Source organism: Pseudomonas sp. H3(2019) (assembly GCF_007713465.1).
GTDB lineage: Bacteria > Pseudomonadota > Gammaproteobacteria > Pseudomonadales > Pseudomonadaceae > Aquipseudomonas.
On record NZ_VMSG01000036.1, the window covers coordinates 1 to 12,023 of the forward strand.

General features: G+C 57.8%; 11 protein-coding genes. 2 read left to right on the top strand and 9 right to left on the bottom strand.

From position 1 onward, the window contains the following. Nucleotides 1-62: 62 nt before the first annotated feature. The 6 genes from msrQ to FPT12_RS26105 all read right to left on the bottom strand — a co-directional run bounded on the left by msrQ (nt 63) and on the right by FPT12_RS26105 (nt 6,045). Entirely contained in the window at nt 63-683 is a 621-nt protein-coding gene (gene msrQ, locus FPT12_RS26080; protein ID WP_145022007.1) for a protein-methionine-sulfoxide reductase heme-binding subunit MsrQ, read from the bottom strand. Then, complete coding sequence (gene msrP, locus FPT12_RS26085) at nt 683-1,696, bottom strand: protein-methionine-sulfoxide reductase catalytic subunit MsrP (RefSeq protein ID WP_145022010.1); 1,014 nt, start codon at nt 1,694-1,696, stop codon at nt 683-685. Before msrP ends, msrQ begins: the two co-directional genes overlap by 1 nt. A 63-nt stretch (nt 1,697-1,759) precedes the next feature. Further along, nucleotides 1,760-2,617, bottom strand: coding sequence for a CDP-diacylglycerol--serine O-phosphatidyltransferase (pssA, locus tag FPT12_RS26090; protein WP_054595577.1), 858 nt, complete (start codon nt 2,615-2,617; stop codon nt 1,760-1,762). Nucleotides 2,618-2,761: 144 nt separating this feature from the next. Continuing rightward, on the bottom strand, nt 2,762-3,778 hold the full coding sequence (gene ilvC, locus FPT12_RS26095; protein WP_003185459.1) for a ketol-acid reductoisomerase: 1,017 nt from the start codon (nt 3,776-3,778) through the stop codon (nt 2,762-2,764). Between the two features lie 48 nt (nt 3,779-3,826). Beyond that, nucleotides 3,827-4,318: an acetolactate synthase small subunit gene (ilvN, locus tag FPT12_RS26100; protein WP_003205610.1), complete on the bottom strand. Its 492-nt coding sequence runs from the start codon at nt 4,316-4,318 to the stop codon at nt 3,827-3,829. Nucleotides 4,319-4,320: 2 nt separating this feature from the next. Then, nucleotides 4,321-6,045: an acetolactate synthase 3 large subunit gene (locus FPT12_RS26105; protein WP_123583290.1), complete on the bottom strand. Its 1,725-nt coding sequence runs from the start codon at nt 6,043-6,045 to the stop codon at nt 4,321-4,323. Between the two features lie 398 nt (nt 6,046-6,443). Here FPT12_RS26105 and FPT12_RS26110 point away from each other — a divergent pair, with 398 nt between their 5' ends. Then, nucleotides 6,444-6,866 carry a DUF4124 domain-containing protein gene (locus FPT12_RS26110; RefSeq protein WP_145022013.1) on the top strand — a complete coding sequence of 141 codons (423 nt, stop codon included), beginning with the start codon at nt 6,444-6,446 and terminating at the stop codon, nt 6,864-6,866. Nucleotides 6,867-6,884: 18 nt separating this feature from the next. On the opposite strand, the gene FPT12_RS26115 is transcribed toward FPT12_RS26110, so the two are convergent. The 3 genes from FPT12_RS26115 to mrcB are packed head-to-tail and all read right to left on the bottom strand — an operon-like array spanning nt 6,885 to nt 10,319. Then, the gene (locus FPT12_RS26115; protein WP_145022016.1) at nt 6,885-7,220 is read right to left on the bottom strand and encodes a YqcC family protein; all 336 of its coding nucleotides are present in this window, start codon (nt 7,218-7,220) and stop codon (nt 6,885-6,887) included. Then, nucleotides 7,220-7,978, bottom strand: a complete 759-nt coding sequence (locus FPT12_RS26120; protein WP_145022019.1) for a M48 family metallopeptidase — start codon at nt 7,976-7,978, stop codon at nt 7,220-7,222. Before FPT12_RS26120 ends, FPT12_RS26115 begins: the two co-directional genes overlap by 1 nt. 16 nt (nt 7,979-7,994) lie before the next feature. Then, a complete protein-coding gene (gene mrcB / locus FPT12_RS26125; protein WP_145022022.1) occupies nt 7,995-10,319 on the bottom strand; it encodes a penicillin-binding protein 1B in 2,325 nt (774 codons plus the stop codon). 117 nt (nt 10,320-10,436) lie between these two features. On the opposite strand from mrcB, the gene FPT12_RS26130 reads away from it, so the two are divergent. Continuing rightward, the gene (locus FPT12_RS26130; protein WP_145022025.1) at nt 10,437-11,993 is read left to right on the top strand and encodes a bifunctional aminoglycoside phosphotransferase/ATP-binding protein; all 1,557 of its coding nucleotides are present in this window, start codon (nt 10,437-10,439) and stop codon (nt 11,991-11,993) included. The last annotated feature ends 30 nt before the right edge of the window (nt 11,994-12,023 follow it).

The following is a 12,023-nucleotide window of genomic DNA, read 5'->3' on the forward strand; positions in this document are numbered from 1 at the left end:
GTTTCGACTGCGCCGGAAGTGGGGCGAATTATAGACGTCCAGAATCTGCCGTCAAGGGTTAATTACGCTTTTGTTGCAGAAGGTGCTTTTCTGGTCATCACTCGAGGGATTCGACGCATTACAGAGGGTGCTCGCAGCACTAACAGCAGCGCGCCTATAGATGCATACATCACCCACTCCTTTAGATCCGCCCGAACTATCCAGAGCATATGCAGCAACCCAAGACCAAGGACCACATAGACCAGGCGATGCAACTTCTTCCAGCGGACACCCAAACGTCGCTGACTGTAACGATTGGACGTTACCGCCAGCGCCAGCAAACACAGGAATCCCAGACTGCCGATAATAATGTACGGCCGCTTGCTTAGCTCTACACCCAACTGAGACCAATCAAGACCGAGGATGAAAAGCAGATAGGCACTCAGATGCAGAACAACATAAGCAAAGCACCACAATCCGATCTGCCGCCGAATGGCAATCCACCCTGCCCATCCTGTCAGCCTTTGCATAGGCGTCATGCTCAGGGTAATCAATAGCAGGACCAACGCTCCCAACCCCAATCGATCAACCAACACTTTTCCGGGATCCGGCCCCAAGGCAAAACTCCAGGCTTCATACAGCCAGAGTAATGGCCATATAGCCGCAACTATAAAGACGCTAATGCGCCACACTGGAAAACGCATCAGTAATTCTTCCGTAGATCGAGGCCTGTATAGAGAGAAGCGACTTCATCTGCGTAGCCATTGAACATCTGTGTGTCACGCACATTAGGCTTGAACAGCCCGCTCGGCAGGCGCCGCTCCCTGGCCTGAGTCCAACGCGGATGATCAACCGTCGGGTTCACGTTCGCGTAAAAGCCATACTCATCGGACGCGATGCTCTGCCAGGTGGTTTTCGGCTGCTCGCTGACCAGACTGATACGCACGATGGATTTGACGCTCTTGAACCCGTATTTCCACGGCACCACCAAACGCAACGGAGCGCCGTTCTGGTTGGGCAACTCACGGCCATACATGCCAACCGCAAGAATCGCCAACGGATTCATCGCCTCATCCAGACGCAGCCCTTCTACATAAGGCCAGTCGATCAAGGCAAAACCAGAGCGCTGCCCCGGCATGGTCTTGGGGTCCTGCAAGGTTTCAAAACGAATGTACTTTGCCTTGGAGGTCGGCTCGACCTGACGGAGCAACGCAGAGATGGGAAAACCGATCCACGGAATCACCATCGACCAGGCTTCTACGCAACGCAGGCGATAGATACGCTCCTCCAACTGGTACGGCTTCATGAAGTCCTCCAGCGCATAACTCCCCGGCTTACTCACCTCGCCATCGACAACCACAGACCACGGCTCGGTTTTCAGCGCGCCAGCGTTTTGCGCGGGATCGACCTTGTCAGTACCGAACTCATAGAAGTTGTTGTAGTGAGTCGCGTCCTTGAACGGCGTGATCGCCTCATCCTTGACGGTCACCGCCCCCCATTTGGTTACAGGGAGTTTTTCGGAAAACCAGGAAGGCGCCTTGCCCGGCTCGACATCCGCGTACCGAGCCGCGTTGTCGGCGCTGGCCCATCGTGGCAGGCCGCTGACCGCCATACCGGCGATAGCCCCACCAAGCACACTGCGACGAGAGAGGTAGAGAGACTCAGGCGTGACGTCCGACTCATGGGAGTCGGAAGACTTGGGAAACTTGAATAACATGGCAACTCCGCAGAATTGGAGGACAGATGCACCAATAGACTGCGGAGTATGGGGGAAATTACATCACTCGGCGTTTTTGTGCCGACGAAGATGCAACAGGTACTGCACCGGACCAGAAGCTGCATAGGCGAGAAAAACCAGCAGCAGAATGCGCGGCGGATCGCTGAAGACCACTGCAAACACCAGCACCACCGCCAGGATCGCTACGAAAGGTACACGCCCCTTCAGATCCAGCTCTTTGAAGCTGTTGTACTTGATGTTGCTGACCATCAGCATCCCGGCGGCTGCAACCATCAGCGCAACCAGGAAGGACATCTTGGAGCCCTGAATCCCGTAATCGCTGAACGCCCAGACAATACCTGCAACCACACCCGCCGCTGCCGGACTGGCCAGACCGATGAAGTAGCGCTTGTCTGCAGTGCCGACCTGAGTATTGAAGCGCGCCAGACGCAACGCCGCGCCCGCGACATAGATGAAGGCAACCATCCAGCCAACCTTGCCCATATCCCCCAGCGCCCAGCCAAATGCCAGCAACGCCGGCGCAACACCAAAGGCAACCATGTCCGACAGCGAGTCGTACTCGGCACCGAAGGCGCTCTGGGTATTGGTCATGCGTGCAACACGGCCATCGAGGCCGTCGAGAACCATGGCGACGAAAATCGCGATCGCCGCGAAAGCAAAATACTTGCTCGCGCTTGCAGCATCACCCGCACTCAAGGCGCTCTGGGCACTCATCGAGTTGATGATGGAATAAAACCCTGCGAACAGGTTCGCAGTGGTGAACAGATTCGGCAGAAGATAGATACCACGATGCCGGACTTTACGGCCTTCAGCGTCATGCCCTTCTTCGACATGCTCATCGATGGGTAGCAGGCTTTCGGCGTCAGAGGCCTGGTTTGGCTCTTCGGGACGTTCGCTCATGGACATTACCTTGCAACGGTGTGGAAAGTTTCGACAGGTGTCTGCAACAACGGTTCGGCCGCAAACGATGCAGCTTTATACCAGAACCGACCACTCAAACGAAAAAACGCGGCCTAAGCCGCGTTTTCTGCACAAGCTCGTGACTTAGTTTTTGGCTTTGTCGACGATTTTGTTGGCGCCGATCCACGGCATCATCGAGCGCAGTTGCTCGCCGATGATCTCGATGCCGTGCGCAGCGTTGTTACGACGCTTGGCGGTCATCGAAGGATAGCCGGTAGCACCTTCGCTGATGAACATCTTGGCGTATTCGCCGTCCTGAATTCGTTTCAGGGCATTGCGCATGGCCTGACGGGATTCAGCGTTGATGACTTCAGGACCGGTAACGTACTCGCCGTACTCGGCGTTGTTGGAGATCGAGTAGTTCATGTTGGCGATACCGCCTTCGTACATGAGGTCAACGATCAGCTTCAGTTCGTGCAGGCATTCGAAGTAGGCCATTTCTGGCGCGTAGCCAGCTTCAACCAGGGTTTCGAAACCGGCTTTGACCAGTTCAACGGTACCGCCGCACAGAACGGCTTGCTCGCCGAACAGATCGGTTTCGGTCTCGTCCTTGAAGGTGGTTTCGATGATGCCGGTACGACCGCCACCAACGCCAGCGGCGTAGGACAGTGCAACGTTTTTGGCGTTGCCGGAAGCGTCCTGATAGATAGCGATCAGGTCAGGGATACCGCCGCCTTTTACGAACTCGGAACGCACGGTGTGGCCCGGAGCCTTCGGCGCGATCATGATCACGTCGAGGTCAGCGCGCGGCACAACCTGGTTGTAGTGGATCGCGAAGCCGTGGGAGAAGGCCAGAGTGGCGCCTTTCTTGATGTTCGGCTCGATTTCGTTCTTGTACAGGGCAGACTGGAACTCGTCCGGGGTCAGAATCATGACCAGGTCGGCAGCAGCAACAGCGGAAGCAACGTCAGTCACTTTCAGGCCGTGAGCTTCGGCTTTGGCAACAGTGGCCGAACCTTTACGCAGACCGACAGTAACGTCAACGCCGGAGTCTTTCAGGTTGCACGCTTGAGCGTGGCCCTGGGAACCATAACCGATGATGGCAACTTTCTTGCCCTGGATGATCGACAGGTCGCAGTCTTTATCGTAGAAAACTTTCATGAATTTCCCCTATATATCCAGGCCGTTCAGGCCATTCGCTAATTTGGTTTAAATGCTGAGTACTTTGTCGCCACGGGCAATCCCGGTGACGCCACTGCGTACGGTTTCCAGAATCGAGGCAGTGCCGATCGACTGAATGAAACTGTCGAGCTTATCGCTGGTACCGGTCAATTGAACGGTATACACGCTGGCACTGACATCGACGATCTGTCCACGATAAATATCGGTAGTGCGTTTGATCTCGGCGCGCTGGGCGCCGGTGGCCTTGACCTTGACCAGCATCAGTTCGCGCTCGATGTGAGCGCTTTCCGACAGGTCGACCAGCTTGACCACTTCGATCAGCTTGTTCAGGTTCTTGGTGATCTGCTCGATGATTTCATCGTGGCCAACAGTGGTCAGCGTCAGACGCGACAGGGTCGGGTCTTCGGTAGGTGCCACGGTCAGGCTCTCGATGTTGTAGTTGCGCTGCGAGAACAGGCCGACTACGCGAGACAGAGCGCCCGGTTCGTTTTCCAGAAGCAAGGAAATAATATGCCGCATGATTACGTACGCTCCGTCTTGCTCAGCCACATATCGCGCATGGAGCCATCTTTGATCTGCATCGGATAGACGTGCTCGCTGGTGTCGACCGAAATATCGAGCACCACCAAGCGATCTTTCATGGCGAACGCTTCCTCCATCTTCGACTTCAAATCCTTCGAGTCGGTGATGCGCACGCCGACGTGACCATAGGCCTCTGCCAGCTTGACGAAGTCAGGCAGCGATTCCATGTAGGAGTGCGAGTGACGGCTGCCGTAACTCATGTCCTGCCACTGGCGAACCATACCCAGAACACCGTTGTTCAGGATGACGATTTTTACCGGCAAACCGTATTGCAGGCAGGTGGACAGTTCCTGAATGTTCATCTGGATACTACCCTCGCCCGTCACGCAGGCGACATCGGCATCCGGGAAGCTCAACTTGATGCCCATGGCCGCCGGAAAACCGAAGCCCATGGTGCCCAGGCCACCGGAGTTGATCCAGCGGTTCGGCTTATTGAACTTGTAGTACTGCGCCGCGAACATTTGGTGCTGGCCCACGTCGGAGGTCACAAACGCATCGCCCTTGGTCACTTCGCAGAGGGTTTCGATCACGGTTTGCGGCTTGATAACGCTACCGTCGCCCTTTTCATACGGGAACAGGCCACGATCACCACGCCACTCGTCAACTTGCTTCCACCAGCTGGCAACAGACTCCTTATTCGGAGTCTCGCCGATTTCCTTGAGGATCGCGACCATTTCGGTCAGGACGCTCTCAACCGGGCCAACGATAGGCACGTCTGCCTTGATGGTCTTGGAAATCGAAGCCGGATCGATGTCGATGTGAATGATCTTGGCGTTCGGACAGAACTTGGCCGGGCCGTTGATCACGCGGTCATCGAAACGCGCGCCGACAGCGAGAATCACGTCAGCATGGTGCATGGCCAGGTTGGCGGTGTAGCTACCGTGCATGCCGAGCATGCCGATGAACTGACGGTCGGTGCCAGGGTAGGCACCCAGGCCCATCAGGGTGTTGGTCACTGGCAAGTTGAGCATTTGCGCCAGTTCGGTCAGCGGCGCGGAACCACCGCCGAGGATCACGCCGCCGCCCGAGTACAGCACGGGACGCTTGGCCGCCAGGAGCATTTCTGCTGCCTTGCGGATTTGCCCGGAGTGACCACGAACCGCCGGGCTGTAGGAGCGCAGCTTGGCTTTTTTCGGGAAGACGTATTCGAATTTTTCGGCCGGGTTGGTCATGTCTTTCGGGATATCGACAACGACAGGACCAGGGCGACCGGATTGCGCCAGGTAGAACGCTTTCTTCATGACTTCCGGGATTTCCGACGCGTGCTTGATCATGAAGCTGTGCTTCACGATTGGCCGGGAGATACCGATCATGTCGGTTTCCTGGAACGCATCGGTGCCTACCATGGTGCTAGGCACCTGGCCGGAAATGATCACCATCGGAATGGAGTCCATGTAGGCCGTGGCAATACCGGTGATGGCGTTGGTTGCGCCCGGGCCAGAGGTCACCAGCACTACACCGGCTTTACCGGTAGCACGGGCATAGCCGTCAGCCATATGGGTCGCAGCCTGTTCGTGACGAACCAGGATGTGGGTCACTTCCGGTTCTTTGAACAGGGCATCGTATACATGAAGGAGAGCACCGCCCGGGTACCCGTAGATATATTTGACGCCTTCGTCACGCAAAAAGCGGACGAGCATCTCACCGCCAGATAAAAGCTCCACGTTGTTCACCTCTAAAACGCCAGAATACCGCCCACATAAGGGGACGGGTCTTAATAGGTTTACTTCTCGGCAGAGCATGAGCGACGGTGGTCGCCGACTACGTCAGCACTGACTGAGCAAGTATTGGGATCGTCCCAAGTGTTGCGGGGCTTTCCCACCCAGCGCGAGGTAACGCGTTGCGGGTGTAACAGGTCGGCGCGGATGTGCGCCTCATGATCTGCCGAGTGGGCCTGCTTCTGGCAGTCCCTCTACAGCGGACTTTGGATTCTTCTGTTTCGCCCTCTGCAAGTCAAGCCGTCAATGTGCTTTATTCGAACTAAGCGCATGAGAACGCAAGAAAAAACCTTTAAACAGCAGGTGTGTTAGCTTCAATTGCGCACCCACGACAAGGAAACGGCATGCGAACGTTCTTCTTCACGGCCAGTCTGCTGATCAGCCTGAGCCCTTTGTGCATGGCCAGTCCGATCTACAAATGGATTGATGGCCAAGGCGTTACTCATTTCGATGCACAGCCGCCCCAGGGTCAGGAAGCCAGCATCGTGGTGAAACCTGTCCAGCCCGTCGGCAAACCGACCGAGCCACCACGCAGCAACGTCATAGGCGATCAACAGGCCATCGACAACTCAGTGAAAAAACAGGTCGCCGAGCAGCAAGCCCAGCTCAAGACATTCTGCGACCAAACGAGAACGAACCTGGCTCAACTGCAGAATAATCCGAGATTACGTGAGGAAGTCGACGGTGAGATGCGTCGCCTGACAGACCAACAACGTCAGGAGCGCATCACCGAAGCACAAAAGCAAATTGCGGATAACTGCCAGTAGGCACTGGCAGTTTCCGGCTTAGCGGGAGGCGGTGATGAGCTGATCGAACTCTTTGAGCAAGACTTGCAGCTGCCGATCCTTGCCCTGGACATTGCGCGTCGCAAAGACCATCTCGGCCATTTCCTGAATGCCCGAGGCATTGGGCAGCGGCAGGTTGTTCTCGAGAATGGCTTTCATGCGTGGCAGGAAGATCCATTGCAGCCACTGCTCGAAATCCAGCGTGTCGACGGAAAATGGCTCGACACTGGCCAGCGCTTCAGCGCTTGGCGGGAGCTCGTCCCACCAGCCCTGAAGACGCAACTCACGCTCGATCAGCAGCAGCTGTTCAGCGATCTTCGGAAAGCGGACATCCATCAGAGCGAAACCTTGGCCTTTTGACGAGCCTGCGCCGCGCCTGCGGAGTCGCCCTGTTTCTCACGCGCCTGGGCAATCAAGCCCCACAGGCTTGCCTGAAGATCCGGACGCCCATTGGCAAACGTCAAACTGCGACGAGCGAACTGCTCGGCTTGCGCCGCATCACCCTGAGCCAAGCGCACCTGCGCCAGACGATAAAGCACTTGCGGCTCACGCGGAGCAACCCGCTGAGCACGCTCAAGGCTGGAGGATGCGCCATTCAGATCACCGCTCGCCTGTTGTTGCTGAGCAGTGGTCAGCAAGGCCAGCACCGGACCGTCCAGTTGCTCGTCGGCAGACAATCCGCCAGCGCTGCTGGAGGGAGGAATCCCGCTCGGTGTCGAGGGCATGCTGTAGTTACCCTGATTGATCGGCGCCGACTGCAGCGGTCCGCTGTCCATCTGACCCGGAGTAATCGGACCGGAACTGATCGGGCCAGGGCTGATCGGCTGAGTGCTGATTGGCGTCGACGTCGTAGCGCCACCGCCCGGGATCATCACCACCACACCAGTGTCACCCTGCGGGATCGCCTGGGTCTGGGCTTGTGCCGGACGCTTCACGGTCGTTTTGCGGAAACCGCCATTGGCAGAGATCCGCTCACTGTTGGACACAGCCGTACCGGAGTCGACCACTGGAATCGAGCCGTGCTGCACATTGGAGCAACCGCTGAGCAAAGCCAGAGCTGTCACCGTAATCGCTGGAATAAACCACTTGTTCACTTGAAACCCTCTTTGCTTAATTCATCCAGCCCTTGACCCAATCCATCACCGATTCGCCTGACGCAGGGCCTGAACCACCGCACGCAGCGCCAGGAGGCGGTTCGCTGCCGCGAATATACGGCATCTGCACCGCGCCTGGGCAGTTGGCTTCAGAACCCTGCCCGGTGCGCGAATCGACCCAGGCCTGAACGATATTATCCGGCTGCGGCATATCCAGCGGCAACGGGTCGGCCTTGCGCATGAAACTGGTCCAGACTTGCAGTGCGCCCGTGGCACCGGTGAACGGCGTCTTGCCGTTGTCATCGCGACCCAGCCAGACCACTGCCAGCAGATCCTGGCTGAAACCGGCGAACCAGCTGTCTCGCGAGTCGTTACTGGTACCGGTTTTACCCGCCAGCGTCAGCGTCTTGGGCAGCACGTTGTAAACCGAGCTGCCGGTACCTTCACGCATCACGCGCTGCATGGCGCTCTGGATCAGGTAGATGGAGGCCGGATCGAAACGCTGCTGAATCTGGAACGGATAACGCTTGAGCGGCTGACCTTCGGCGGTCAGTACGCTACGAATCCCGCGCATCGGCGTGTTGAAACCGCCGTTGGCCAGCGTCTGGTACATGGTTGCCACTTCAATCGGCGTCATGCCACCCGCCCCCAGCAACATCGACGGGAAGGCCGGAAACTCGCGCGTGATGCCCAGACGCCCAAGGGTTTTCAGGACGTTCGGTACACCGACTTCCAGCCCCAGACGTGCAGTCGACAGGTTGTAGGAATGCGCCAGCCCCTGGTACAGGAAAACCGTACCGTGGGAACGACGATCATAGTTCTGCGGTTTCCAGATCTGACCATCTGCGCCTTTGACCGAGAAGGACTCATCGGACAGCCAACTGGTCAAGGTGTACTGGCTCGGCTTTTCAAGCGCGGTCAGGTACACCGCCGGCTTGATCAGGGAACCGATTGGCCGCACGGCATCCAGCGCGCGGTTGAAGCCGGCAAAGCTGGCCTGACGACTACCGATCATCGCCTGGACTTCACCGGTTTCAGGGTTGGTCACGACCATCGCCGCTTCAACATCTTCCGAACCTTTGCGACCGGCAAGGCGCTTGAAGGTATCGTTGACCGAGGCTTCGGCCTTCATCTGCAGGATCGGATCGAAACTGGTGAAGATCCGCAGACCTTCTTCGGTCAAGTCTTCGTCGCGGTAGTCTTCGCGCAGCTGGCGCTTGACCAGATCGAGGAAGCCCGGGAACGAACTGTCGGCCAGGCTGCCGCGTGTGGTCACGCCTAGCGGCATTTTCTTCGCCGCAGCGACTTGCTCCGCGGTGGCGACACCTTGCTGCTCCAGCAGATCGAGCACCAGATTGCGTCGTTCAAGCGCGCGCTCCGGGTAGCGACGCGGGTTGTAGTAGGACGGCCCCTTGACCATGCCCACCAACAACGCGACTTGGTGCAACTTGAGTTCGGACAGCGGCTGACTGAAGAAGAACTGACTGGCCAGGCCAAAACCGTGCACGGCACGCTGACCGTCCTGACCGATGAACACTTCATTGAGGTAAGCCTCAAGAATGTCCGGCTTGCTGTAGTGCAACTCAAGCAGCATCGCCATCATCGCTTCGGTCAGCTTGCGGCTCAGGCTGCGCTCGTTGGTCAGGTAGAAGTTCTTGACCAGTTGCTGCGTCAACGTACTACCGCCCTGACGCATTTGCCCGGCCGACGTGTTGACCCAAACGGCTCGCACGATCGACTTCGGCGACACGCCGAAGTGGTGATAGAAGTCGCGGTCTTCCACCGCCACCAGCGTATCGAGCAGATACGGCGGCACCTGATCGATCTTGATCAGGATGCGGTCTTCAAGGTTTTTCGGGTAAAGGCCACCGATCAACAGCGGCTCGAGGCGCACCACCGACAGTTTTGAACCGTTGGTCGACGACAGCTCGGCGACGTAATCGCCCGAGAAACGCACGCGCACCGGCTGAGCCTGCTCCAGGCCCTCATAGAACTGGAACCCACGGGTGTTCAAGTCGACCGTATTGCCATTGACCGATGCCGCGCCAGGTCCATTGGCCACACTTTCGCGGCGATAACCCAAGGCATCGAGCTCGGTAAGAAAGTCATCCTTGCTCAGCTTCTGTCCGACGAACAGCTCGAGCGGACGCGCATAAACCTTGGCCGGAATGGTCCAGCGCTTGCCGGAGAACTTCTCCTGGACCACGGCATCAAGGTAAACCGCGAAGCCTGCCAGCACTACGAGGCCGACCAGACTGAGCTTGAGCGCCCAGCCTAACCAGGGGCGCAGGCCGCTAGAAGGAGGTTTTTTAGGGGAACGAGGGGATCGGGTACGAGTCATGGCGGCGGATTATACGCACTTTATTCCCGATCAACATGAGCCCGGCGAGGTTTGCGTTAACCCGACTAGCCGCCATAATGTTGCCCTTGAATTTTCCCAGACTCTGAAGGATCACCTGTGAGCCAGTCCCTGATCGCTGCCCTGCAAAACCCGGCCCTCTACCCGCATCCTGTAGAGGGATTCCAGGTCATCGAGACGCACATCTCCTGGGTGCTGCTCACTGGCCCCTATGCTTATAAAGTGAAGAAACCGGTCAATTTCGGCTTCCTCGACTTCACCAGCCTCGAGTCGCGCGAACATTTCTGCGGCGAAGAGCTGCGCCTGAACCAGCGCCTGACCAACGATTTGTACCTTGAAGTGTTGCCGATCACCGGCAGCATTGAGGCGCCGCAATTCGGTGGCACCGGCCCGGTGCTCGATTACGCGCTGAAAATGCGCCAGTTCCCGCAAAGCCAGTTGCTCAGCACCCTGCAAGCCAATGGCGAGCTGACGACTGCGCACATCGACGAAATAGCCAAGCAGATCGCCCGGTTCCACCTCAGCGCCCCGAAGGTTCCGGCAACTCATGAAGCCGGCACCCCTGAAGGCGTCATGGCACCGGTGCGGCAGAACTTCGAACAAATCCGCCCGTTTCTCAGCGATAAAGCCGACCTGCTGCAACTTGACGCCCTGCAAGCCTGGGCCGAAAGCAGTTTCGAACGCTTGAAACCACTGCTGGCACAACGTAAGGCCGAAGGCTTCATCCGCGAATGCCACGGCGATATCCATTTGGGTAACGCCACCGTGATCGACGGCAACGTGGTGATTTTCGACTGCATCGAATTCAACGAGCCGTTCCGCTTCACCGACGTCTATGCCGACACCGGCTTTCTGGCGATGGACCTTGAAGACCGCGGCCTGAAAAGCCTGGCTCGGCGCTTCATGAGCCAATACCTGGAGCTGACCGGCGACTATCAGGGCCTTGAGCTGCTGAACTTCTATAAAGCCTACCGCGCACTGGTTCGCGCCAAGGTCAGCCTGTTCAGCATGCCCGCCGAGGCCGATCCGGTACAACGCGCCACGACCCTGCGCCAATACCGCAACTACGCCAACCTGGCGGAAAGCTACAGCACCATTCCATCGCGCTTCATGGCGATCACCCACGGTGTTTCCGCCGTCGGCAAAAGCCACGTCGCCATGCGCCTGGTAGAAGCACTGGGCGCGATTCGCCTGCGTTCCGATGTCGAGCGTAAGCGTCTGTTCGGCGAGCAGCATGTACCGAATGATCCGCAAGCCGGTATCTACAGCGCCGACGCCAGTGCCGCTACCTATACCCGCCTGCATGAAATCGCTGGCGTGATTCTGCGCGCCGGCTTCCCGGTGGTCATCGACGCGACTTACCTCAAGCGTGAACAACGCGACAGTGCGGCAAAAATCGCCGAAGCAACCGGTGCGCCGTTCCTGATCCTCGATTGCAATGCGCCACAAGCCGTGATCGAGAGCTGGCTGGCACAGCGTCAGGCAGACAAAAACGATCCATCTGACGCCAATCTGGCTGTTATCGCAGCTCAACAAGCCAGCCGCGAGCCGCTGACTCCGGCAGAGATTCTCTGCAGCAAACGCGTTCAGACCAATGAAAGCGGGACCCTGGATACCGTGGTCGCGCAGATTCGTCAGCGTCTGCCGGGGCTGTAAAAAACTATTTCAGGCGTGAAGCCCTAACCG

Excerpts from the sequence above, each read along its gene's own strand:
- msrQ (WP_145022007.1), bottom strand. The coding sequence starts at position 683 with ATGCGTTTTCCAGTGTGGCGCATTAGCGTCTTTATAGTTGCGGCTATA.
- msrP (WP_145022010.1), bottom strand. The coding sequence starts at position 1,696 with ATGTTATTCAAGTTTCCCAAGTCTTCCGACTCCCATGAGTCGGACGTC.
- pssA (WP_054595577.1), bottom strand. The coding sequence starts at position 2,617 with ATGAGCGAACGTCCCGAAGAGCCAAACCAGGCCTCTGACGCCGAAAGC.
- ilvC (WP_003185459.1), bottom strand. The coding sequence starts at position 3,778 with ATGAAAGTTTTCTACGATAAAGACTGCGACCTGTCGATCATCCAGGGC.
- ilvN (WP_003205610.1), bottom strand. The coding sequence starts at position 4,318 with ATGCGGCATATTATTTCCTTGCTTCTGGAAAACGAACCGGGCGCTCTG.
- FPT12_RS26110 (WP_145022013.1), top strand. The coding sequence starts at position 6,444 with ATGCGAACGTTCTTCTTCACGGCCAGTCTGCTGATCAGCCTGAGCCCT.
- FPT12_RS26115 (WP_145022016.1), bottom strand. The coding sequence starts at position 7,220 with ATGGATGTCCGCTTTCCGAAGATCGCTGAACAGCTGCTGCTGATCGAG.
- mrcB (WP_145022022.1), bottom strand. The coding sequence starts at position 10,319 with ATGACTCGTACCCGATCCCCTCGTTCCCCTAAAAAACCTCCTTCTAGC.